Annotated in this window: 21 protein-coding genes; 10 read left to right on the forward strand and 11 right to left on the reverse strand. The window is 41.7% G+C overall.

Translation table 11 applies throughout. The features are described 5' to 3' along the window. Positions 1 to 241 precede the first annotated feature (241 nt). Positions 242 to 1,411, forward strand: coding sequence for a type I restriction endonuclease (locus tag FB6_RS08615; RefSeq protein ID WP_174559617.1), 1,170 nt, complete (start codon positions 242 to 244; stop codon positions 1,409 to 1,411). Positions 1,412 to 1,473: 62 nt separating this feature from the next. Here the strand turns inward: FB6_RS08615 and gyrA are convergent, their stop codons facing one another. The 3 genes from gyrA to FB6_RS08630 form a co-directional block, all read right to left on the reverse strand. Beyond that, complete coding sequence (gene gyrA / locus FB6_RS08620) at positions 1,474 to 4,479, reverse strand: DNA gyrase subunit A (RefSeq protein ID WP_174559618.1); 3,006 nt, start codon at positions 4,477 to 4,479, stop codon at positions 1,474 to 1,476. Positions 4,480 to 5,335: 856 nt separating this feature from the next. Continuing rightward, complete coding sequence (locus FB6_RS08625; protein ID WP_174559619.1) at positions 5,336 to 6,268, reverse strand: electron transfer flavoprotein subunit alpha/FixB family protein; 933 nt, start codon at positions 6,266 to 6,268, stop codon at positions 5,336 to 5,338. Positions 6,269 to 6,285: 17 nt separating this feature from the next. Continuing rightward, positions 6,286 to 7,038 carry an electron transfer flavoprotein subunit beta/FixA family protein gene (locus FB6_RS08630; protein WP_174559620.1) on the reverse strand — a complete coding sequence of 251 codons (753 nt, stop codon included), beginning with the start codon at positions 7,036 to 7,038 and terminating at the stop codon, positions 6,286 to 6,288. A gap of 547 nt (positions 7,039 to 7,585) precedes the next feature. Here FB6_RS08630 and FB6_RS08635 point away from each other — a divergent pair. Beyond that, positions 7,586 to 8,533 (forward strand): IS30 family transposase, encoded by a 948-nt coding sequence (locus FB6_RS08635; protein ID WP_174559621.1) that lies wholly within the window; start codon positions 7,586 to 7,588, stop codon positions 8,531 to 8,533. 48 nt (positions 8,534 to 8,581) lie between these two features. On the opposite strand, the gene FB6_RS08640 is transcribed toward FB6_RS08635, so the two are convergent. Beyond that, the gene (locus tag FB6_RS08640; protein ID WP_174559622.1) at positions 8,582 to 9,187 is read right to left on the reverse strand and encodes a LysE family translocator; all 606 of its coding nucleotides are present in this window, start codon (positions 9,185 to 9,187) and stop codon (positions 8,582 to 8,584) included. A 114-nt stretch (positions 9,188 to 9,301) separates the two neighbouring features. On the opposite strand from FB6_RS08640, the gene FB6_RS08645 reads away from it, so the two are divergent. Next, positions 9,302 to 9,796 carry an Lrp/AsnC family transcriptional regulator gene (locus FB6_RS08645; RefSeq protein WP_174559623.1) on the forward strand — a complete coding sequence of 165 codons (495 nt, stop codon included), beginning with the start codon at positions 9,302 to 9,304 and terminating at the stop codon, positions 9,794 to 9,796. Between the two features lie 274 nt (positions 9,797 to 10,070). Here the strand turns inward: FB6_RS08645 and FB6_RS08650 are convergent, their stop codons facing one another. From FB6_RS08650 to FB6_RS08675, 6 genes are all read right to left on the reverse strand, one after another. Beyond that, complete coding sequence (locus tag FB6_RS08650; RefSeq protein WP_174559647.1) at positions 10,071 to 10,442, reverse strand: hypothetical protein; 372 nt, start codon at positions 10,440 to 10,442, stop codon at positions 10,071 to 10,073. A 284-nt stretch (positions 10,443 to 10,726) separates the two neighbouring features. Continuing rightward, positions 10,727 to 11,617: a site-specific tyrosine recombinase/integron integrase gene (xerA, locus tag FB6_RS08655; protein WP_174559648.1), complete on the reverse strand. Its 891-nt coding sequence runs from the start codon at positions 11,615 to 11,617 to the stop codon at positions 10,727 to 10,729. 205 nt (positions 11,618 to 11,822) lie between these two features. Further along, positions 11,823 to 12,668, reverse strand: coding sequence for a diaminopimelate epimerase (gene dapF, locus FB6_RS08660; RefSeq protein WP_174559624.1), 846 nt, complete (start codon positions 12,666 to 12,668; stop codon positions 11,823 to 11,825). Between the two features lie 14 nt (positions 12,669 to 12,682). Further along, positions 12,683 to 13,927, reverse strand: coding sequence for a diaminopimelate decarboxylase (gene lysA, locus FB6_RS08665; protein ID WP_174559625.1), 1,245 nt, complete (start codon positions 13,925 to 13,927; stop codon positions 12,683 to 12,685). 38 nt (positions 13,928 to 13,965) lie between these two features. Further along, positions 13,966 to 14,190 carry an LPS translocon maturation chaperone LptM gene (lptM, locus tag FB6_RS08670; protein ID WP_174559626.1) on the reverse strand — a complete coding sequence of 75 codons (225 nt, stop codon included), beginning with the start codon at positions 14,188 to 14,190 and terminating at the stop codon, positions 13,966 to 13,968. 134 nt (positions 14,191 to 14,324) lie between these two features. Continuing rightward, positions 14,325 to 15,728 carry an amino acid permease gene (locus FB6_RS08675; RefSeq protein ID WP_174559627.1) on the reverse strand — a complete coding sequence of 468 codons (1,404 nt, stop codon included), beginning with the start codon at positions 15,726 to 15,728 and terminating at the stop codon, positions 14,325 to 14,327. Positions 15,729 to 16,013: 285 nt separating this feature from the next. Here FB6_RS08675 and radA point away from each other — a divergent pair, with 285 nt between their 5' ends. The 6 genes from radA to FB6_RS08705 all read left to right on the forward strand — a co-directional run bounded on the left by radA (position 16,014) and on the right by FB6_RS08705 (position 21,790). Beyond that, positions 16,014 to 17,405: a DNA repair protein RadA gene (gene radA / locus FB6_RS08680; RefSeq protein ID WP_174559628.1), complete on the forward strand. Its 1,392-nt coding sequence runs from the start codon at positions 16,014 to 16,016 to the stop codon at positions 17,403 to 17,405. A 117-nt stretch (positions 17,406 to 17,522) separates the two neighbouring features. Next, positions 17,523 to 18,491 carry a Tim44 domain-containing protein gene (locus FB6_RS08685; protein WP_174559629.1) on the forward strand — a complete coding sequence of 323 codons (969 nt, stop codon included), beginning with the start codon at positions 17,523 to 17,525 and terminating at the stop codon, positions 18,489 to 18,491. A 208-nt stretch (positions 18,492 to 18,699) separates the two neighbouring features. Beyond that, entirely contained in the window at positions 18,700 to 19,047 is a 348-nt protein-coding gene (locus FB6_RS08690) for a hypothetical protein (RefSeq protein WP_174559630.1), read from the forward strand. Position 19,048: 1 nt separating this feature from the next. Beyond that, positions 19,049 to 20,833, forward strand: a complete 1,785-nt coding sequence (locus FB6_RS08695) for a PepSY domain-containing protein (RefSeq protein WP_174559631.1) — start codon at positions 19,049 to 19,051, stop codon at positions 20,831 to 20,833. Next, the gene (locus FB6_RS08700) at positions 20,830 to 21,168 is read left to right on the forward strand and encodes a DUF3325 domain-containing protein (RefSeq protein WP_174559632.1); all 339 of its coding nucleotides are present in this window, start codon (positions 20,830 to 20,832) and stop codon (positions 21,166 to 21,168) included. The genes FB6_RS08695 and FB6_RS08700 overlap by 4 nt, the downstream gene beginning before the upstream one ends. A 97-nt stretch (positions 21,169 to 21,265) precedes the next feature. Next, positions 21,266 to 21,790, forward strand: a complete 525-nt coding sequence (locus FB6_RS08705) for a tetratricopeptide repeat protein (RefSeq protein ID WP_174559633.1) — start codon at positions 21,266 to 21,268, stop codon at positions 21,788 to 21,790. Positions 21,791 to 21,841: 51 nt separating this feature from the next. On the opposite strand, the gene FB6_RS08710 is transcribed toward FB6_RS08705, so the two are convergent. Next, on the reverse strand, positions 21,842 to 22,777 hold the full coding sequence (locus FB6_RS08710; protein ID WP_438819964.1) for a DUF4424 family protein: 936 nt from the start codon (positions 22,775 to 22,777) through the stop codon (positions 21,842 to 21,844). 272 nt (positions 22,778 to 23,049) lie between these two features. On the opposite strand from FB6_RS08710, the gene ahcY reads away from it, so the two are divergent. Next, a complete protein-coding gene (gene ahcY, locus FB6_RS08715) occupies positions 23,050 to 24,432 on the forward strand; it encodes an adenosylhomocysteinase (protein WP_174559634.1) in 1,383 nt (460 codons plus the stop codon). The last annotated feature ends 125 nt before the right edge of the window (positions 24,433 to 24,557 follow it).

The raw sequence follows: 24,557 nt of genomic DNA on the forward strand, positions 1-24,557 counted from the left end.
TCGGATGCTTATATTTCAGAAATCACTCAACGTTTGAATCATCGCCCAAGAAAAAGACTCGGATTTAGAAGCCCGAGTCAGGTATTATTCCAAGAACATGGTGTTGCACTTCAAATGCTAATCTAAGATAATTTAAAACTATTCACTTCCCAGAAATCCATAATTTAATAATTGAAAAATAAAGAAAAAAATATGATACTGATTAAATTACAACCAGCAATAATTAATAAAAGGGGTATATATGGAAATTTTTATAAATAAATTACAGAACCACATTGAACATGTTAAGCGAGTTGGTGAACACTGCACGACAGAAGAAACAACTAAACAGGCCCTGATCTTACCATTATTAGATATTCTTGGGTTTAGCCCTTATGACCCAACCAAAGTCTTAGCCGAATTTGCCGCTGATTTTCCCGGAGTCAAAGCCACAGAAAGAGTCGATTATGCTTTATATTGTAATGGTCAGCCTGTAATGTTTATTGAGGCAAAACCCTATGTAGCAAATCTGACAAACCATGCTCCCCAATTATCCCGTTATTTTAATAGCAGCTTGGGCGTTACAATTGGAGCAATCACCAATGGTAAAGAATGGCGCTTTTTTACCGATTTAATTAATCCCAATGTAATGGATGAGAAACCATTTCTAACTGTTGATTTTATGAAACATAAAGCTGAAGAGCTGGTGCAGTTAGCAGAATTTAAACATGATAACTTCCATGTAGAAAAATTACGTTTTTTTGCGGAAGAAAATCAGTATATCCAACAATTTAAAGCAGTAATTAAAAAATGTATTAATGAGGTCGATATAGATTTTGTTCGCTATGTTGCACAACAAGCAAATGTTCAGCGCCAATTAAATACTAAATTTCTAGAAACGATACAACCATTTGTAAAACAAGCTGTAGAGCAAGCAATTAGCGATACTGTTGTTAAAGGACTCTCTTCACCTACTATTATCACTGCACAACCTATTGAACCCAAACCGACGAAAATTGAGGAAACAACAGCAATAAACAATGTGCCAGTTGACATTATTCATCCTGAAAATGAAAAGATAATAACAACCAAAGAGGAACAGGATCTTTACCGGATTGTGAATGAATTATTTCCTGAAACTGAATTAATAGGAAAAGATACTGAAAGCTATTATTCGATTCTTTTTCAAAATAAAAATAACCGCTGGATATTCAGATACGATATAAATCGTAAGCGCCCAACTATTCAATTTATTGTTCCTATTGATGAGCAACGGAGAATTGAACTATCTCGTGCAGGGTTAGAAGTACAAACAAATGGACATGTATTTTTAGATAAACCAGAACACATCTATCGCGCAGTTGGAATTCTTAGAGATTGTTTAGAATATTGTAGTAATGATGAAAACTTTAAACGAGTATTGAATACCTAATTAACTAAAAAAATTCTATAAAAAAGGACGCCTAAGCGCCCTTTTTTTTAAATCAAAATTTATTATTCGTCAGAATCTCTTAAATCTGATTCGTTATCAGCTTCATCAGCAATGGTTTGATCATCTACCAAAGTTTCAGAATCAATCAAAGCCTCAGTGGCAACGACTTCTTCACCTTCAACTGCTTCAATAAACTCATCTTCTTCTACAGCTTCAACCGAAACCACACCTACAAGCAACTCGTCATTACCTAAACGGATCAGACGAACGCCTTGTGCGTTACGACCAGTTTGAGCAACTTCAGAAGCACGTGTACGAACTAGTGTACCGCCATCAGAAATCAACATCAGTTCTTTAGAGGCATCAATCGCAACTGCACCCACCAACTGACCGTTACGCTCAGAGGTCTTGATTGCAATTACACCCTTACCGCCACGTTTCTTGGTCGGGAAGTCATCTACCGGGGTACGTTTACCGTAACCATTTTCAGAAGCACACAGCACTTCACCCGTTTCAGGGACAACCACCAATGAAACGATACGGCTGATTAAGGCTGAATCTGAACTATCTTCATCATCTGACTCGATATCGGCATCTTCGGCATCTTCAACTTGCGCTGCACCAATAGTCACACGCATACCGCGTACACCTTTGGCTGAACGTCCCATTGAACGTACATCGGTTTCAGCGAAACGGATCGCTTTACCTTCATTCGAGAACAACATGATTTGCTGTTCGCCATCGGTAATCGCAACACCAATCAAGGTATCATCGCCATTAAGTTCAATGGCACGTAAACCGTTTGAACGAACATTACTGAACTGTTCAAGTTCTACACGTTTGATCGTACCGTACTCGGTCGCCATAAACACATAGAAGTTTTTACGTACTGCTTCGGCTTGCTGCGCAAAGTCGGCAATGATTTCATCATCCAGATCGGTTGCTGAAAGCTCAACACCCAATTGCTTCAATTGAATGCGTAATGCATCAGACAAGTCATCTGCACCATCTTCAAGTTCAGCAAGCGCTGCTTCTAGTTCAGCATAATGTGAATTGATAATTTCATTTTCTTGCAGTTTTGCAGCATTGGCTTTTACAAATGCCTTGAAGTCTGCCAGACGTTCTTTGAATTTCTTCGGTGCATCAATTACCGGAAGAATCGCAGTAATCGTTTCATTGGCATCTAGCGGTAACAGGTTCACCATTGGGCGACCTTTGGCACCACGTGATGCTTGTGGCACTTCAAATACTTTCAGACGATAGACCTTACCGACATCGGTGAAGCAAAGCACCGTGGCATGGTTCGAGGTTACAATCAGGTGCTGAATGTAGTCGTCTTCTTTCATTGAAGTTGCAGACTTACCACGGCCACCACGACGCTGTGCAGCATAATCAGAAAGTGGCTGGGTTTTCGCATAACCGGTTTTAGAAACGGTTAATACAACTTGCTCTTCAGGAATCAAATCTTCACGTGAGAAATCAATACGTGATTCAACAATCGCAGTACGACGTGCATCGCCATATTGTTGCAGAATTAACGCCAACTCTTCTTTAATCACGCCCATCAACAGGTTGAAGTCGTTCAGAATTGCAGTCAGTTCAGCAATTTGACCCAAGATTTCAGAATATTCCGCATGTAACTTGTCTTGTTCCAGACCGGTCAAACGGTGTAAACGCAATTCAAGAATCGCGCCCACTTGCGCTGGAGATAAGCGGTAAACATTGCCATCCAGACCAAATGGTTTGTTTGGATCTTCGCCTTCAATCTCTTCAGGACGCACAGAAACCGAACCTGCTTTTTCCAGCAAGGCCACCACACCACCAGCAGCCCACTCGCCCGCTTGTAAACGCTCACGCGCTTCACCCGGGTTGGCAGACGTTTTAATGGTTTCAATAATGGCATCAATATTGGCTAATGCAACAGTCAAGCCTTCCAAAATATGACCACGTTCACGTGCTTTACGCAGTTCGAACATGGTACGACGAGTCACCACTTCTTGGCGGTGACGAATAAACGCTGCAATGATGTCTTTCAGGTTCATCAACTTCGGCTGGCCATTGTCCAGACACACCATGTTGATGCTGAATGAGTTTTCTAGCTGAGTGTTCAGGAACAGATTATTCACAATCACTTCAGCGTTTTCACCACGCTTCAGATCAATTGCGATCCGCATCCCTTCTTTATCAGATTCATCACGAAGTTCTGAAATACCTTCCAGTTTTTTCTCTTTCACCAACTCAGCAATACGCTCGATGGTTTTTGCTTTGTTGACCTGATAAGGAATTTCAGTGAATACGATGGTGCTACGGCCAGATTTTTGATCTTCTTCAATATGGTATTTACCACGGATGTGAAGACGACCTTTACCAGTACGGTAAGCATCAACAATACCTGATTTACCGTAAATGATACCGCCTGTAGGGAAATCTGGACCAGAGATATGCTCCATCAAGCCTTCAATAGAAATATGCGGGTTTTCAGCATAGGCCAAACATGCGTTGATGACTTCAGTCATGTTGTGCGGCGCCATATTGGTCGCCATACCTACCGCAATACCAGTCACACCATTAATCAACAGGTTAGGAACACGTGTAGGCATCACTTGCGGAATGCGCTCAGAACCGTCGTAGTTGTCTTCCCATTCAACCGTGTCTTTTTCAAGATCAGCCAGTAGCTCATGGGTCAGTTTACGCATACGTACTTCGGTATAACGCATTGCTGCAGCGCTATCACCATCGACTGAACCGAAGTTACCCTGACCATCAACCAATTGGTAACGCAGGCTAAAATCTTGAGCCATACGGACAATGGTTTCATAAACAGCAGAATCACCATGCGGGTGATATTTACCGATCACGTCACCAACCACACGGGCAGACTTTTTGTAAGCTTTATTGTAGTCGTTGCCTAACTCGTGCATAGCGAAAAGCACACGACGATGAACAGGTTTTAAGCCATCTCTCACGTCTGGTAATGCACGAGAAACAATAACACTCATGGCATAGTCGAGATATGAGCTTTTGAGTTCATCCTCAATGGCAATCGGTCGGATTTCCGATACGCTCATGCATACTCCTTATTACAAACAGCCCTGAAAAACTGTTCGTTTTATATAATCAATCTAGCAAAAAATTAACCCAAAATCTGCTGAGTTAAAATCTAAATACAGCCTTAAATTATAGCATAAATTCTGTTGTTTTTGTGCCATATCACTCATCTTAATCTTGTTAATTTTCGATAATTTATAGATTATTTTTTCAGCATTTTTAATTGTCGTTTTTTTATGTGAATTGGTTCATTTTTTAATAGCTTAACTAATCAATTTTGTGAACAATTCATTCATTTGCGTGTGCTATTGAAAGGATTTATTCGATGCAAATTAAAAAGCGCATGGATTTCACAGCTATACATATATTTTAGAACAAAGCTGAGACACTTAAATGTATATATGGAATAGCTTTAACACGCTTAATAGCCTGTCTTTGGTGCCTCACAACACCAACTATTCACATGCGCTTATAAATCTTTAAAAAAATCTAAATTGAAAAATTCAAATAGAAAATAAATTAATAATATTTAACTTTACATTTTTTAATTCGGCAAAGCCCCACTTGATAGACTGAATTGCAATACTATCGAGTAGGCAATATCTCGACTTATGAAAGGTTAAAAGTCGAGATAAACATTTTGTTTCCCATACAAGACTTCCCAAGCCCGTTTTAAGCATTGTTTTAAAATGCAGTAAAGATAGGAAACGTATGGCATCCATGCCACATTCATGAATCCAGTGCTATCTAAAATCGATTTAGACCTTAGCTTTACAAATCACATTCAAAAATGTAAAAAAAACGCTCCTGAGCAAAGCAGGAAAGCATTGCTTTCACTGCTTGCGCAAGAGCGTTTTTTTGAACAGTGTTCTGGAATTAGATTTTAGAAACCAATTCAGGAACAACTGTGTTCAAATCACCTACTAACCAGTAGTCAGCTACTGCGTTAATTGGTGCTTCTTCATCTTTGTTGATCGCAACGATCACTTTAGATTCTTTCATACCAGCCAAGTGCTGAATCGCACCAGAGATACCTACAGCGATGTATAGATCAGGTGCAACGATCTTACCTGTTTGACCCACTTGCATGTCGTTAGGAACGAAGCCAGCATCCACCGCAGCACGCGAAGCACCTTGAGCAGCGCCCAGTTTGTCCGCTAATGGATCAAGCACTTTGTGATAGTTCTCACCCGAACCTACACCACGACCACCAGAAACAACAATACGAGCAGCAGTCAATTCAGGACGTTCAGATTTCACGATTTCTTCTGAAACGAACTTAGAAATACCAGCATCACCAGTAGATGCAGCAGCTTCAACAGTAGCAGAACCACCTTCAGCAGCAACAGGATCAAATGCAGTACCACGAACAGTTGCCACAACAACTGATTCGCCAGATTCTACAGTTGCAATTGCGTTACCCGCATAGATTGGACGTTTGAAAGTTTTAGGGCTTTCAACAGCAATGATGTCAGTGATCATGCTTACGTCTAACAATGCAGCAGCACGTGGAAGAACGTTTTTACCTGTAGTTGTAGAAGCAGCAAGGATATGCGTATAACCTTTACCCAATTCAGCAACTAATTTAGCAACGTTTTCAGCCAATTGATTTGCATAAGCAGCGTCGTCAGCAAGTAATACTTTGCTTACACCCGCAACTTTAGCAGCTTGGTCAGCAACTGCTTGAGCGCCAGAACCAGCAACTAATACAGTGATATCACCACCGATTTTTTGAGCTGCAGCAACAACGTTTAAAGTTGCACCGTTTAGTGCTTTGTTGTCGTGCTCAGCGATAACTAAAATACTCATGATTTTATCCTTCTGTATTAGATCACTTTCGCTTCGTTTTTCAATTTTTCAACAAGCTCATCTACAGATTTCACTTGTACGCCAGCTTTACGTTCTGCAGGAGCTTCAACTTTAACCGTTTTAAGCTTAGTTGCAGGATTTACGCCATAATCAGCAGGTGACTTAGTATCAAGCGGTTTTTTACGCGCTTTCATAATGTTTGGAAGCGCAGCATAACGTGGCTCGTTCAAACGTAAGTCAGTTGTGATGATTGCCGGAAGTGCAAGCTCAACAGTTTGTAAACCACCGTCGATTTCACGAGTCACCTGTACTTTATCGCCTTCAACTTTAACTTCTGAAGCGAAAGTACCTTGGCCTGCGCCAAGTAAAGCGCCAAGCATCTGACCAACCTGATTCGAGTCATCATCAATGGCTTGTTTACCAAGAAGGATCAACTGAGGTTGTTCAGCGTCTACAACGCCTTTCAGGATTTTTGCAACTTCTAAAGCACCTAGTTGGCTGTCGTCAGCTTCAACTAAGATACCGCGGTCTGCACCAAGCGCCATAGCAGAACGGATTTGTTCTTGCGCTTCTTTAGGACCAATAGAAACAACAACGATTTCTGAAACAGTTCCTTTTTCTTTTAAACGAACCGCTTCTTCCACTGCGATTTCACAGAATGGGTTAATTGACATTTTAACGTTCGTTAAGTCAACACCACTGTTGTCCGGCTTAACGCGAACTTTAACGTTGGCATCAACCACACGTTTTACAGCAACAAGAGCCTTCATGTAATCCTCGGCTGTTTTAGCAAATGTAAATGTTGAGAAAAGTTATAATAACTCTTCACTTAAATTTTTTTAGGTGCCCTATCTTGCAATGTGTACGGCATTTCGGTCAAGTCACAATTATCGAAAGAGCTGTAAAAATGAGTAATTTTCCTTGACCTTCGCGTTCATATTTTTTTTAAATCTTTTTACTCAAATGAAATACTTCAATATTTATTTATTTTTTAAACATTGATTTTTATTATGTTTTTATCTGATTAAACTCATCAAAAGTTCTGATTTAATCCTTGTTTTACCTATCTTTTTTAATATTCACTTAGAACACTATTGCCTAAACTTCTCTGCAATGAACTGTCATTTAGGATAGCTTCAGCAATTTTTTTAAAGCGATTTGCTGAAAAAATATGCGTTTTTTAAGTTAAACATGCAACAAATCTATTTTATTTCAACTCTTAGATTCTCAAATGAAGTGCAACAGAGATTAAATTATTGGAAGGAAGCAAGATGAGCTAGCAATTTGCTTCCGACCGACCAAAGTCAAAGTTGCATCATGAACTATACTCATCTCACTCTAGAAGAAAGATATCAGATTTATGCCTTGTTACGTGAAGGTTTTTCTAAGCGTCATATCGCTTGCAGACTGAATCGTTCACCTTCAACCATTTCTAGGGAAATCAATCGTAATCGAGCTAGAAACGGTTATTTTGCTCAACACGCAAATAAAATTGCCCTAAGACGTCAATGTTCCAACCCTAAAAGAATTCCTTCTGAAATGTGGGTACAAATTATTGCCTACCTTCATCTTCAATGGAGTCCTGAACAGATAGCCTCTCATGTTCCAATCAGTTTGCATTCAATTTATCGTTTTATACGGCTAGATAAAAACAAGGGTGGTACGCTCTTTCATAACCTGAGATTCAGAAATCAAAGAAAGCGTAAATATGGCTTTCCTGAAACCCGCGGTCAGCTGAGTAATCGTAAAAGCATTCATGATAGACCCATTGAGATTGAATACCGGACTCGCTTTGGTGATCTGGAAATAGATACGATTGTAGGAAAGAAGCATCAACAGTCATTAGTGTCGATTGTAGATCGCAAGACCGGTTATTTATGGCTGAAAAAGTGTGGCTCACGCAAAGCAGAGGAAGTTTGCCAAGCAACCATCAGCCTTCTCAGGCCAATAAAAGACCAGCTAAAGACGATTACCGCAGATAATGGCAAAGAGTTCAGCCTGCATGAGCATGCTGCTCAAGCACTGGAAATAGACTGGTATTTCGCTGATCCGTATAGCGCTTGGCAAAGAGGAACGAATGAAAATACGAATGGTTTAATCAGGCAATATATTAAGAAAGGCAGTGATTTGAATAGGTATTCGGATGCTTATATTTCAGAAATCACTCAACGTTTGAATCATCGCCCAAGAAAAAGACTCGGATTTAGAAGCCCGAGTCAGGTATTATTCCAAGAACATGGTGTTGCACTTCAAATGCTAATCTAAGACTTAAATAAGAAAGCATGCCATGAGACATACTTTCTTTAAAATTTGCTAGTTAATGATCAGCCAGGTGGCAGCAAGCATGAGTAAACCACCTGAACCACCATCGATCCATTTTTGTTTACGTTCATCCATCTGGGTATTTTGCGTGATTCGTTCAAACACTAGACTCAAGCTGCAATACACCACAAAAATCAAGCCAATAAAGATAAAAGACAGAATCAAACCTTGCGTAACCGTGTTGGTTGATTGATCAATAAACTGCGGCAAAATTGCAAAATAAATCAGCATACCTTTAGGATTTAACAGTGCAGTAAAAAATCCTTTTTTGATTGGATTTGAAGCTGATTTTTTCTCAACACTGAGTTTTTTATTGCTAAACACTGAACCTATTAAATGGACTGACAAATATAAAAGGTAAGCAATACCTAACCAACGAATGGTTTCAAATAATACAGGAAAAGACACAATAATCGCTGCAATACCCAAAGCCACTAGAATTGAATGCACCAGATAACCTGAGCAAATACCAATAGTTGCCATCATGCCTGCTTTTGCATCCTTACCCATCACTTGTGACAGGATAAACAACATATCTGGTCCTGGTGTGAAAATTAGGGGGATCACCGTTAAGGCAAACAATGCAAATACAGACATTTCAATTCTTCCCTTTCTATGTCCTGAAAGTGAATTTAGTATGTTTGAAACTGTATAAAATAGGATTTCAATTATTCTATAATAGATATTATTTTTCGAATTATATTCTAATTTATGAAACTTTCTTCCAAGTCTATTGCAGTAAAGCTTGATCGTATCGATAAAAGTATCATTCGTGAACTGCAAAACAATGGCCGTATGCAAAACAATGATCTGGCCCGTGTCATTGGCCTCTCGCCCTCTTCTTGTCTGCGTCGGGTGAAATTGCTGGAAGAAGCTGGTGTTATTCAGAATTACACCACCGTGGTTGATCCACAAAAAGTGGGCTTGCAACTGATTCTGTTTTCACGGATCTGGCTGGTCGGTCAGGATGCAGAAACCATTGATACCTTTATTGAAGCCATGAAAGAACTGCCTCAGGTCATGGAATGCTATATTATTTTGGGTGAATGTGATGCCATGCTTAAAGTGGTGGTTCCAGATCTGGAAAGTTACCGTAAGTTTCAGTCAGCACATTTGACCAAGAAAAATGGCATTACCAGTGTAAAGACCGATTTACCTAGTCAAATTATCAAGCAAAGTTTCCAGCTTCCACTGGATGACATGTGAATGCGGACATCCGTATCAGGATATTAAGAAACTAAAAAATGCGGGATATGTTTAATACCTGAAGAGAATAGCTAAGCGAGTTGATCCAATAGCAGCATGACTTGACTTAAATCGCCGATTGAATCTTGGCTTTGGATGGGTTTGCGACGCTTTAAAAATAAAAACTGAAGCTGTGTGCTGTTTTTTACATCGCACTTTCAGGGCTACTTGCATCCATTAGTCAAGATTAAGATAGCCCTTATATTGCATAGAGTTTGGATCAACTTGAATCGAACTATGCCAGCTGACCTTGTAAAAAATCACGGTGGATATGGCTTAAATCAATCAGGTCATAGGCTTGCAGGTTGAATATTTTCCAGACCACTAAAAAGTCTTCTTTTAAATCGACATTCTTGGTCGCAATCGGACGCTCCTGCCATTGCAAGTCTGAAATCCAGAGATAGGTTTGTTTGGTCAGATCATTCACTGCCTGCACCTTACCTTCCTGATTAATCCCTTGTACATGTGCATGCGCAGGCAAAGATGGCTCGATATTCGGCAAACTTATTTCTACAAAATGTTTAACTTGACGCAGTCCATAACCCGCAAAAATATCCTTTTGTGCCTGGTTTAACTGACTATATTTCTCTTGAATATCTGAAATCATGGTTTTGCCTATCGCTTCGATTCCCAAAATTGAGCTTACATACAGTGGAACAAAAAATAATTTCATCTGTATAGATGATTCATGCCACCCACTGATTCACTTATACTCTATTTTTATACCTTAAAAATTGTCTTTTTATTATCCGACAATAGTTCAAAATGTCATCTTTATGAACTGATATTTTTTCACAGCTTTATTTAAGTTGAATGAATTCTCCATCCAATCTTACTAATCATCAAGCAAATTCTGCGCCAATTATAAAACCTGAGCCAGTTAAAGTGTGATTATTTTTTCAGCTGTGCTCGCGGATGCGCCTGATCATAAACCTGTGCCAGATGATCAAAATCGACATGGGTATAGATTTGCGTCGTGGTTAAATTACTGTGCCCTAACATTTCCTGTACAGCACGTAAATCACGACTATTTGACAACATATGACTGGCAAAACAATGCCGTAACAAGTGCGGATGTAAATCCACATTCACACCGGCACGCTGTGCCTGAAATTTGACCCGATTTTCAATTTGCCGTGCACCCAGCGGATTACCCTTTTGGGTAATAAAAACCTGAGCATCCGGAACAAAATCTCCATTCCACAATGGATAGACCTGTAACCATTTCATCACCGCATCTTTGGCTTTGCTGCCAAAAGGCACCACCCGAGTTTTATTGCCCTTACCGGTAATCCTTAACAGCTGGCGGTTAAAATCCAGATCTTTAATCCGTAAGCCCTGCACTTCTGCCAGACGCAAACCACTCGAATATAGCAATTCCAAAATCGCTTTATCGCGCAGCCACATCTGTTGCTGTGCTTCAGTTTCCGGCGCAGGCTGATCTAAAATCTGATTAATGGTTTCAATATCGATCATACCGGGCAAAGGCCTAGGCAAACGCTTTAACTGAAAATCATCCGCCGGGTTAAAAGCCAGATACTGACCCTGTTCTGCCCATTTCATGAATTGACGAATAGAGGACAAGAGCCGCTGTAAACTGCTGGAACTGAGTTGCTGTTGTTCAACCTTATGCGCCAAATATTCACGCAAATCAGTCGCTTCCACGCTGGCCAAATCCAGTTTTTTGACTTCACAAAAATTTAAAAAATCTGAGACATCTCGTTCATAAGCCTGCAATGTATGTTCAGATTGATTTTGAATCTTTCGTTCTTTGAGCCACATCCCCAATAAATCGGCAGGAGAACGTATTTGCATCTCTGGATCAATCACGTTTTTCCTCACTTTTTAAAGGGTTAAAATTCATATAAAACAATTAGGATTTTTATTCTAGCCACTTCAGGGTGACTTATCCAACATCCAATTTTACAGATAAAAAAAGCACCATCAGGGTGATAGTGCTTTTTATTCAAATTTCAGTTTTTCAGTTTTATTGTTGATAATAACTTAAATCGATACGACCTTGATAAACATTGGCTGTCGGACCGGTCATCCAGACCACATCACCCTCTTTCCATTCAATTTGCAACTTGCCACCAGCCAGCTCAATTTCTACCGCATTTGCCAGCAAACCACGGCGCATGCCCGATACTGCCGCAGCACATGCTCCAGTACCACAAGCCAAAGTCTCACCCACACCGCGTTCAAATACGCGTAAACGTGCATGTTTTTCATCAATAATTTGCATAAACCCGGCATTGACTCGCTGTGGAAAGCGTTCATGCGATTCCACTTGTGGCCCAATACGCGCAACATCTGCAGTAATCACATCAGGAACAATGGTCACGGCATGCGGGTTACCCATATTCACCACATCAATGGTCAACTTTTCATTGTTGGCCAAATCAATGTCATACAAATTTTCAGGTTCATCTGCAAAGAACGGAATTTCCTGCGGCAAGAATTTAGGATAGCCCATATTCACCCGCACCCAACCGTTTTGACCCAGTTCAGGCTCGACAATGCCGGCTTTGGTTTGCACTTTAATTTTGGTTTTGGTGGTAAGTTGACGTTCATGCACAAAACGCGCAAAACAACGCACGCCATTACCGCATTGTTCAACTTCAGAACCATCGGCATTGAAAATACGATATTTAAAATCGACATTCGGTAAATCAGGTGGTTCAACAATCAGTAGCTGGTCAAAACCAATCCCGAAATGACGGTCTGCCAAGCGCTGAATGGTCATGGTGTCTAAATAAGCACGCTGGCTGATCAGATCAACCACCATAAAATCATTGCCCAGACCATGCATTTTGGTAAATTCTAAAAACATCTCAGATATCTCCATTAGGGCAATAAACGCTCATTTTCCCACAATGATTCAATCGTTTCACGCTCACGAATCAAATGTGCCTGATCGGCATCAACCATCACTTCCGCTGCGCGGCCACGGCTGTTGTAATTTGAACTCATCACAAAACCATAGGCGCCCGCCCCTAAAACAGCGAGGACATCATTTTCCTGTAGTGCCAGCTGACGCTCTTTACCCAAGAAATCACCGGTTTCACAAATTGCACCGACTACATCCCAGTCTTTGGCTTCAACATCAGAACGTGGCGTTACTTCCTGAATATTCATCCATGCTTCATATAAAGCAGGACGAATCAGGTCATTCATGGCCGCATCAATAATGGCAAAGTTACGATGATTGGTCGGTTTGAGCAAATCCACTTTGGTCAATAATACTCCGGCATTAGCCGAAATACTGCGACCCGGTTCCATATATACTTTCAAACCGAGTTTTTCTAAAGCGGGACGCAATGCATTGGCATATTCTTCTACGGTCGGTGGCACTTCATCTTTATAAGTCACACCTAAACCACCGCCAATGTCGATGTGTTTCAGTTCAATACCCAGCTCTTTCAACTTGTCGATCATCACAATCACGCGATCTAAAGCATCTACAAAAGGCTGAGTTTCAGTCAACTGCGAACCAATGTGACAGTCAATACCCACAACGTCCAGATTCGGCAAAGACGCAGCATATTGATAGGTTTCAAACACGCTATCAGATGGAATACCAAATTTATTTTCTTTCAAACCAGTCGAAATGTAAGGATGGGTTTTGGCATCGACATCCGGATTCACACGTAAAGAAATCGGCGCTTTCTTACCCAGCTCAGCAGCCACTTTCTGAATGCGATCAAGCTCTGCATAAGATTCGACATTGAAACAGGCAATACCCACTTCCAGTGCTTTTTTAATGTCTGCTTCAGATTTACCCAAGCCAGAGAATACAATTTTAGCGGCATCTCCACCGGCTTTAAGCACACGTGCCAACTCGCCACCAGTCACAATATCAAAACCTGCACCCTGCTTGGCCAGTACATTCAATACCGCAATATTAGAGTTCGACTTCACCGCAAAACAAATTTGATGATCGATAAAGCCAAATGCACGGTCCATATCCAGATAATGCTTTTCAAAAGTCGCTTTTGAATAAACATACAGTGGCGTGCCAAATTGCTGCGCAAGTTGTTGCAACGAACATTGCTCTGCGTGCAGAACCCCATTAATACGGGTGAAACTCATGAATGTATCCTTTCGATAACGCGTTTAAATATTGAAAATTAATTCGATTCAGCAGATGAAGCAGGAAGTTCTTGCTGCACAGGAGCTGTCACTTCTTCTTTATTTGAAGTGTGCTGTTTAGAATCTACATTTGGATATAACAAATATTTTGCACGTTTGTCATAGTTCTGATCACTTGGTAACTGTAAAGCACCGGACTGACCACAACCCACAAGCGCAAAGCCTGTTGCCAATAAACTGATGTAGCAAATGACGAGACGCATCTGACCACCTATTTCATATTTTCGAAGAAGTATAACCTGATCATGAGGCATGACCAAAGCGCTAAACGCTAGAGATTATCGTGAGTTAAAAAAAAACGCCAGTTTCAGACTGGCGTTTTTTCTATCCGAGCGGCTTATTTATGTTTCGGTTTGTAGAAACCAAAGTAGCCAATAATCAGAATAATGAACCAAATTGGGCTCACCATTAAGGCTTTCATGGTATCAGCTTCTAAAGATAAGACATAAATCATGCCGATAAAGAAGATGATCACCACCCAACAGGTAAACAAACCGCCAGGAAGTTTAAAGGTCGATTTAGCATGTAATTCTGGACGGGTTTTATAATAAACGATGTAGCTCCAGATAATCATGAGCCATACGCAGATAAATAAAATCGTAGAAAGCGTGGTTGCTAAAGTGAAAGCCTCAACCGTGTTTGGTACGAAATATTGCAGTGCCGCACCCAGTAACAGACAGATAGCGGAGAAATACAATGCATTGGCAGGAACAGCACGTTTATTCAAGTGTCCAAAAGCTTTTGGACCTTGCTCTTCACGTGACAGACCAAATAACATGCGGCTGGTGGAGAATACACCACTGTTCATGGATGACATTACAGAAGACAACACCACCAAGTTCATGATGATCGCTGCTGCTGCAATACCGGCCTGGCTAAACAGATTTACGAATGGGCTGATGGTTGGATCAATTTTATTCCATGGTGTCACTGACATGACAATAACCAGTGCCAGGACATAGAAAATAATGATACGAATTGGAATCGAATTGACCGCTTTAGGTAAATTGTGTTCAGGATCCTTGGTTTCAGCCGCAGTAGTCCCCACCAGCTCCACACCCACGAAGGCGAAAATGGCAATCTGGAAGCCGGCCAAAAAGCCGGTCACGCCTGTTGGGAAAATACCGCCATGTGACCAGAGATGGGCAAATGAAGCCACTTCACCCGCTGTAGAAGTAAAGCCGGTAAAGATCATCCATAAACCGACAGAAATCAGCACCACAATGGCAATAATCTTGATCAAGGCAAACCAGAACTCGAGTTCACCAAACAGTTTTACCGTTACCAGATTCAAGCCCATGATAAAAACAATCGCGGCTATACTGATCATCACCCCTTCTTCAGGCGAGAACGGGTTCCCTCCATTAAAGAATTGCAGGTAATAAATAATGGCCGATAAATCTGCGATCCCGATGGTGATCCAGCACAGCCAATAGGTCCATCCGACAAAATAGCCAGCCCACGGACCAATCAAGTCAGTACTGAAATCAATAAAAGATTTATATTGCAGGTTAGATAATAATAATTCACCAAGCGCACGCATGACGAAGAACACCATAAAACCAATAATCATATAAATCAGAAGAATGGACGGTCCTGCCAGGCTGATGGTTTTACCCGATCCCATGAACAAACCCGTACCAATTGCCCCGCCAATCGCAATAAGTTGCAAATGCCGATTTGACAAACTTCGTTGCAGTTCACCATCATCAGTCGATGAACTATAATTTTCATTTGACATTGTTATTTTCGTCTCTCAAATTTCGTGTGATAAAAGTAGCTCAAATTAAAAAAAATAAATAAAGTTTTTTGAGCGATTGTTTAATATTTTGCAAACCTAAGCGTGTCTATGTTGCTTTTTCATCCAAATTCGCTCCATTTAATTGTCCTGTTTTTCACTTCCCTTTGATTTAGCAGTTTATGTGCCAATATAAAGTTAGATCAGAAGATATGCAAAAAATTGTATTTCCATACAGCTATTGCTACATTCTTCATCCATCTTTAGATTTATATAGATATCACTCCAATGAGCAAAGTCAAAACTGTGTACCGTTGCGAACAATGTGGAACTGACCATCCGAAATGGGCGGGACAATGTTCAGATTGCGGAGAATGGAATAGTCTGACTGAAGTTCGGATTGAACCGGCCATCACTCATCGTGCACAACCGAAAATGGGCGGCGGCTATGCCGGTCAGGCAGCAAACATCACCACCCTAAATAAAGTTTCCGTCTCACATGAAACACGCTTGGCTACTGGGATTGGCGAATTTGACCGCGTTCTGGGTGGAGGATTGGTCACAGGTTCTGTGGTGCTGATTGGCGGTGATCCGGGAATTGGTAAATCCACCATTCTGTTACAGACAGCCACCCATATGGCGGCTGCGCAGAGCTCCGCGCTGTATGTCACCGGTGAGGAATCGCTGTCACAGGTGGCTTTGCGTGCGCACCGTCTAGAGCTGCCAACAGAGCATCTTCAAGTGATGGCGGAAACCTGTGTGGAACGGATTTGTGAAGTTTTAGCCCAGCAACGCCCTGCCGTGGCGATTCTCGATTCCATTCAAACACTCTATACCGAAACCTTGCAATCGGCGCCCGGTGGCGTCTCGCAAATTCGTGAATCGGCAGCGTTACTGACCCGTTTTGCCAAAAATAGTGGCACAGCACTATTCATTGTGGGTCATGTGACCAAAGAAGGCGCATTGGCAGGACCACGTGTACTGGAACATATGGTCGACTGTGTGCTGTATTTTGAAGGTCAGTCCGACTCGCGTTACCGCATGATCCGCGCGGTAAAAAACCGTTTTGGCGCGGTTAATGAACTCGGCGTGTTTGGCATGACCGATAAAGGCTTACGTGAAGTGGCTAATCCATCGGCTATTTTCTTAAGCCGTTATGATGAAGCCATTCCCGGTTCGATTGTGATGATTAGCCGCGAAGGTACCCGTCCATTGCTGGTCGAGGTGCAGGCTTTGGTAGATGATGCGCATGGTCAACCGCGTCGTGTCGCCCTAGGTCTGGAACAAAACCGACTGAATATGTTACTTGCGGTGATGCACCGTCACGGCGGTGTGCAAACCTCTGGACAGGATGTCTATGTCAATGTGGTCGGTGGCTTAAAGATTACTGAAACCGGTTCTGATCTGGCAGTCCTGTTGGCCTGTGCGTCCAGCTTGCGTGGCAAAGCCTTGCCGCAACAACTGGCTGTGTTTGGTGAAGTTGGATTATCCGGTGAAATTCGTCCGGTGCCCAATGGCCAGGAACGCCTAAAAGAAGCCATCAAGCACGGGTTTAAGTATATTATTTTGCCAAGAGGCAATGCCCCGCAAAAACCGATTCCAAATGTGCAGATTATTTCCGTGGCGCGACTACATGAAGCGTTGACTGAAGCCATGAACTTGAGTGAAGAACTGGCTTAAAAACTTATATACGTGAATATTCATGTCAAAAAATACCAATTAAATATTGAAATTCGCAACGAATGCCTGCATAACTATAAGGCTCCAATTTAATTTTTTATTTAGTAGGAAAAAACGATGGAAGTTCGACAGCGTGGTTTGATGGCCGGTATTTTAATGGCAGCTTTAGTGGTGGCACCACTGGCTGAGGCAAAACGTGCAGGTGGCGGTAAAAGTCATGGCATGAGCCGTTCTGCTGCTCCGACCCAATCTTATCAACAACCGCGTCAAGCTACTCCTGTTCAACAACCTGCTGCCCCTGCCCAACAAAAATCGGGTTCAGGTGTAGGTAAAATGGTTGCTGCTGGTGTTGCGGGTGCTGCAGTGGGTGCAGTAGCGGCAAATGCCTTGGCAGATGACAAAAATGCACAAGCTGCTTCAGATGCTCAAGCTACCCAACAGGAAGAAAAAGGCGGACTTCCAGGCTGGATCTGGATTCTTCTCGCTGCTGCAATCGCATTCTTCTTGTTCCGTAAATTCGGTGCAAAAAAAAAATTAGCCAATAACCCATATGCACCAAACAATGCCGGTAATACAGCACCGTTTGGTCAGCAAACTGCAGCGCCACGTACCTCAAATGACAGCACCAATATTTTTGGTCAATCTGTAGGTGGCTCTGCAGGTGTGGCGACTCAAGCACCATTTGGCGCGGCTTCTACACAAAGCGGCAACCAGCTTCCAGACGGTACTGAACCAGCTGCATTCTTGCGTGTTGCGCGTCAGCGTTTTAACCATATTCAGTCGATGAATACAGCAAGCAATATTGCTGAAATTCAACGTTATTTAACCCCTGATCTGTATCAGTCTATGTATAACGACATTATGGCGAACCAAGATCAGGATGTTGCTGAATTCTCTAACCTGAATGCGATGGTAGTCGATTCTGCAACTGAAAATGGTCAATACGTTGTAAGCGTACGTTTCACCGGTACAGTGAGTGAAGATTTAAACAGCTTGCCACAACCTTTTGCAGAAGTTTGGCACTTTGTTAAACCTGCGGGTTCAAACCAAGATTGGTTAGTTGCAGGTATCCAACAAGAGCAATAATTTTTTAATTGCATGAAAAATAGCGACTTCGGTCGCTATTTTTTATCTATCGTTTTGTCTTTGTAGCCCCCTTCTTAAGCTCATCATCACTTCATATGATCATTTAAATACTGATTTATCACTTTTTCTGCTGACTCATTGTTCTAATTATTAATAATAATTGTTATCATTTAGATTAACTTTAAGACAATTCCTTAACACTTAACTTATGAACAGTTCACCATCCGAGGCAATCGTGACACCAGTCACGCCAACTTTGCCAAAAGCCATACCAGAAACACCTTCCCTCCTGGCTTATCGCCTCAAAATTTTCTACCGTTTTAGTCTCGCCTTAGTAGGCGGTTATGTGCTTGCAATGTTAGCAGCCATCGTGATTGCAGATGTCTTTATCGAGGACCGTGGCAGCGCAGCCATGAGCGCAACACTGATTGCATTTACCCTTTGGGCATGTGCATTTATTTGGGTGTTTATGGTGAATAAAACCCGTAAAGCAACCTTGGGTATTGTCATTCCTACACTGTGCTTGTATGTCATTTACAAATTGATAGGAAGCTAAGATGCGTGTCGATGCAAAAGTTGAAGGACCACGCCAGTCCATGTCTTGGCTACATACTTGGGCGAGTCTGATTTTAGGTTGGCTGTTGTACGCAATTTTCCTGACAGGAACACTAAGTTTCTTCAAAAATGAAATCACTGTGTGGATGACTCCGGAACTGCATCAATCGGTTCCATCAAGTTCACAGGTTCAGCAAACACAAGTTGCATTAAACTACTTACAGCAAAACCATCCTCATGCAGGTTCATGGAATATTCTGCTGCCAAATTCACGTCAAAACACTACTTTAATTACGATACGTGAACAAGGTGAAGACCCGCGTTCACGTCGTGGTGGTAAACAAATCCATATCGATAGTGCTACTGGTGAAGTTTTGGAACCGCGTGATACCCGCGGTGGGAGTTTCCTCTATCGCTTCCATTTCGAACTTTATGGCATGCCACGCTTTTGGACACGCTGGTTTGTTGGTATTGCTACGCTATTCATGTTAGTGGCGATTATCAGTGGTGTGATTACACATAAAAAAATCTTTAAGGATTTCTTTACCTTCCGTTCAGGCAAGGGCCAGCGTTCATGGTTAGATGCGCATAATGCTACAGCTGTGTTTGCACTACCCTTCCACATTATGATTACTTTTAGCGGCTTATTGCTTCTACTGTTTACTATTATGCCGTGGGGAGTGGAACGGATTTATGAAAACCGTGGACAATTCCTACAAGAACAAAGTCGTGCCTTAGTTCAGGACAATAAGTCGGAAGAGCCTGAAGCCAAATCTGGACGTGAAGAAAGATTAGAACGTAGCGAACGTTCAGCACAAAGCGCTCAAGCAGAAGGTCAACAAGTCCGTGCCAATCACGGTGCCAACAATGGCGATAATCAAACTGAAAACCGTGGCGTAGGTCGTGAAGAACGCAAAGGCAAACGAGAAGAAAAACCTGCCGTTGCTGCGCCACTTACTGATTTAGCACCAATTGTTGCCATGGTACAAAACGAGTGGAAAACGAATCCAATTAGTACCATCAGCATCATTGCGCCTAATACAGATCAAGCCAAAATTGAACTGCGTGCGCTGCATGGTGAAAGTGTAGCTTATCGAAATGTCTATGCCAGCAAACAATTTGATGGTGTCACAGCTAAAGACCTCACTGATGACAACGCGAAATTAAAACATCCTTCTGTACCGATGGGTATTTACAACGTGGTCACTACCCTGCATGAAGCACGTGGTGTCGATTTAGCCCTACGTTGGTTGCTATTTATTTCAGGCATTGTCGGCACATTAATGGTGGCAACTGGTCTGATTTTATGGTGTGTCAAACGTGCGCCACAGCAACAGAAACAAGGCTTTAAATCTTTTGGTTATCGTACTGTTGAAGTGACGAATATTGCGGCGATTATTGGTTTACCGATTGCCTGTGCAGCATTTTTCTATGCCAACCGTTTTATTCCAGTAGAGATGGAAATGCGCTCGAATTGGGAAATTCGCAGTTTCTTTATTGTCTGGCTGCTCACCTTAATTTATGCCGTGTTCCGTACTCACCGTCAGGCTTGGCTAGAAATGTTGGCGTTTGCAACGCTAACTTTTGCATTGTTGCCAATTGTGAATTTCATCACTGGCGGTCAAGCACTGTGGAATAGCCTAGCAAACGGTCAATGGATGATTGCCTCTTTTGATCTCGCGATGTGGTTATTGGCCGTGTTGTTTGCCTATTCATTTTATAAAGTGAAAAAACATCAAGGATTGCCTGTTAAGAAAGCCCGTTCTGTGAAGGAGCCTAAAGCATGATCTTTTTTTTACTGATCTGGTCACTCAACAGTCTGGGCTTTTTTGCCTTAGCTTGTTCCATGTCTAAGCATCAAAAACAGCTTTTTCAGCAAGAACTAAATACCAGAACAACCCAATTAACTGCATTGGTTGGTTGGTGTTCACTGGTTTCAGCTCTACTTATTTGCCTCTCTCTAGGTACACCAAGCAATAACATCAGTTACTGGTTTGGTGCTTTAACCATGGCAGCCTTAACGGTTGGCTTAGCCATTAGTTATATCGCACCGTATTTTTGGAAATGCATTGGGACATTGGTTCTTGTGTTGATCATCAGCTATATCACGTTGCTCAATTAATTTTCAGAACCCATGTTCTATGATGAAAAGCCAATCTTCCGATTGGCTTTTTTATTTCATTCCTTTTAGGCTATATAAAATTTTCTGGTGTTTTGATATGTCAAATCCTGTTTCCATCCCAAAAGCTCTGATTAATCGTGCAATTGCAGGCAATGCTGAAGCTCAGTTCGAAGTTGCTGAACTGTATATGCAAAGTGAAAATGATGATGATATTGCACTTGCAGAAGAATGGGCACTAAAAGCCGCAGAAAATGGCCATGTTGAAGCAATGTATTGGTTAGGTGAAGGTTATACGGTTTATGCCAAAGACTTGGCAGAAGAAGACCCGGAAGAATCAAAAGCACACTTTGAATTGGGTTATTACTGGTTAAGCAAAGCCAATATGCAAAAACACCCTGCTGCTACTTTAGAATTGGCAGGCTATTACCGTCGTGGTGATGTGATTGAAAAAGATGTCGCAAAGTCAGTGGCTCTAGTGAAACAGGCGGCTGAGCTAGGTGAAGCACAAGCCATGCGTGATTTGGCTTGCATCTATGAACATGGTTTAGGTGTCGATATAGATGAGGAAAAAGCAGATTACTGGTCTGAAAAAGCCAATGCGGCTAAACAGCCAGAAGCTTAATTTTCAAAGAAAAAAGCCCGTCAACAGATGGGCTTTTTACTGCAAAATAAATCAGCGTCGACTCACAAAAATAATGTCCAAATCCTGCTTCGGCACAAAATTCTTTTCAATCATTTGAAATCGAGTGGCACTGATTTTCTTGACCTCGCCTGCCCAGCAAAATGACACCAACTCTCCTGCATCACGCTCAATGGTCAGCTTAAAATTCTGAATCGGTTTTGCCCAATTCGCACCTGTGGTTAAAATATACCCCAAGGCCTGATACGGCGCCTGCTGTGACTTCGCTTTTCGCAAACCGGCTTTAAAATTCTGATCCATACAATACGTTTTGACATCTTCTTCCGGATATAAAGCCACGGAACCGCCGACCAGTGGCGTATATTGATGTTTTACATATGTAATTGAATTGGCTTTAAAGTTTTGCTTCCAGCTATAAATGACTTGCGAAGACCATGAAATTACTTCATTCGGATCCTTGGGTAGTAATTTTTGCAATTCTGGATTTTTACAATGTCTGAGCTTTGCCTCGAAAGTTTCATATTCATAATCCTGACGGCTCCACGGATTAAACATGTCTTTTTCAGTAAAACCGCATTGCTTAAACATTGCTGTGGTATCAACTGGTGAGGATTGTTGATCTTTTTGAATAAAGGTACGCACATGCATTTCAGGCTGAATTGATTTGCCATTCACCTGAACCTTAAAGCTTTTAAGCAATCTTTCGGTATCGGCAAAATCAGATTCAAAGAAATTTTCAATTTTCGGCAAAGGAAATAAAACCGTTTCAGTCACATCTTTATGGCTAAGATTCTTAAACTGATAATCCACTGTAATGATTTTTTTACTGATAAACAGGTCTTCACTCAGCATTTGAATCTCTGTGTTTTTCAGATACTGTACGCCGCCTGTTGCAACATAGCCCGTTGAGTCGTTGGCGCATACCGCTGTAGAAATCAGCGCTGAAATTGCGAATAAATGCTTCATCATTATTGTTTTATTCCAGATAGTTTTATAAAGATCAGAACGATTATTGCATCCGACTTACAGCTCAAATGCCTATCAGTTAGATATTAATCAATTTCAGATTGGAACTCACTCTATTTCCAAGTACAATACCCCGCTAGTCGAGGGATGCTGCGACGTTCTTACAGGTACTAAATGTAAGATCGCTAGGCTCGACGATTCGGTTCAAAGCTCTTTTGAATTAACAACGGCATCCGCGAACTGAATGATCAATTGTTTTTATTAAGGAGATCGTGATGAACGCGGTTAATGCTTCATTTACAGATTACAAAGTTGCCGACATTTCACTCGCTGACTACGGCCGTAAAGAAATCAAACTTGCTGAAGCAGAAATGCCAGCGCTTATCGGTTTACGTAAGCGTTATGCTGCGGCTAAACCACTTGCAGGCGCAAAAATTCTCGGCTGTATCCACATGACCATTCAAACTGCTGTTTTAATTGAAACATTAGTTGAATTGGGTGCTGAAGTTCGCTGGACTTCATGCAACATCTTCTCTACTCAAGACCACGCTGCTGCTGCAATCGCTGCTGCGGGTATTCCAGTATTTGCTTGGAAAGGCGAAACTGAAGAAGAATACATGTGGTGTCTTGAACAGCAAATCAATGTAAACGGCACACCTTGGGATGCCAACATGATTCTGGACGATGGCGGTGACTTAACTGCACTTGTTCACGAAAAATATCCTGAACTGATTGCTAAAATCCATGGTGTGACTGAAGAAACCACCACGGGTGTGCAACGTCTTTATGAAATGTTACGTGACGGCACTTTAAAAGTTCCTGCAATCAACGTGAACGACTCCGTAACCAAATCTAAAAACGACAACAAATACGGTTGCCGTCACTCTCTAAACGATGCCATCAAACGTGGTACAGATATGCTCTTATCTGGCCGTCGTGCACTTGTAATCGGTTATGGTGATGTAGGTAAAGGTTCTGCTCAATCACTTCGTCAAGAAGGTATGATTGTACGTGTAACTGAAGTTGACCCAATCTGCGCAATGCAAGCATGCATGGATGGTTTCGAAGTTGTTGCTCCGTACAAAAACGGCGTTCAAACTGGCAAGAAAGAAGACATCAACCTTGACCTTCTTCAAAATACTGACTTGATCGTAACAACTACGGGTAACTACCACGTATGTGACGCAGCAATGCTTGATTCATTAAAAGCGGGTGCTGTAGTTTGTAACATCGGTCACTTTGATACTGAAATCGACACTAACTATTTACGTGGTTACAAGTGGGTTGAAGTGAAGCCACAAGTTCACCAAGTGTATCGTACAGAAAATGAAACCGATTACTTAATCCTTCTTTCTGAAGGCCGTTTGGTAAACCTTGGTAACGCAACTGGTCACCCATCACGTATTATGGATGGTTCTTTTGCCAACCAAGTATTGGGTCAAATGCACCTATTCGCTGAAAAATTTGCTGATCTTCCTGAAGATCAAAAACAAGCTGCAATCCGCGTAGAACTTATTCCTAAGAAATTAGATGAAGAAGTTGCTGCTGCAATGGTTGCAGGTTTCGGCGGCGTATTGACGACTTTAACTCAAGAACAAGCAAACTACCTTGGCGTACAAGTTGAAGGTCCATTCAAATCTGAGACTTATAAATACTAATACCCCTCACCCCATCCCTCTCCCATAGGGAGAGGGTGACCACCAAATTTATTTTCGATGGATGTTTAATTTCATCATATGAATAAATATGGTTTGAACCCTGCATAATTCAGTAATGAATTCTC

It is taken from the genome of Acinetobacter bouvetii (assembly GCF_902753875.1).
Classification (GTDB): domain Bacteria; phylum Pseudomonadota; class Gammaproteobacteria; order Pseudomonadales; family Moraxellaceae; genus Acinetobacter; species Acinetobacter bouvetii_A.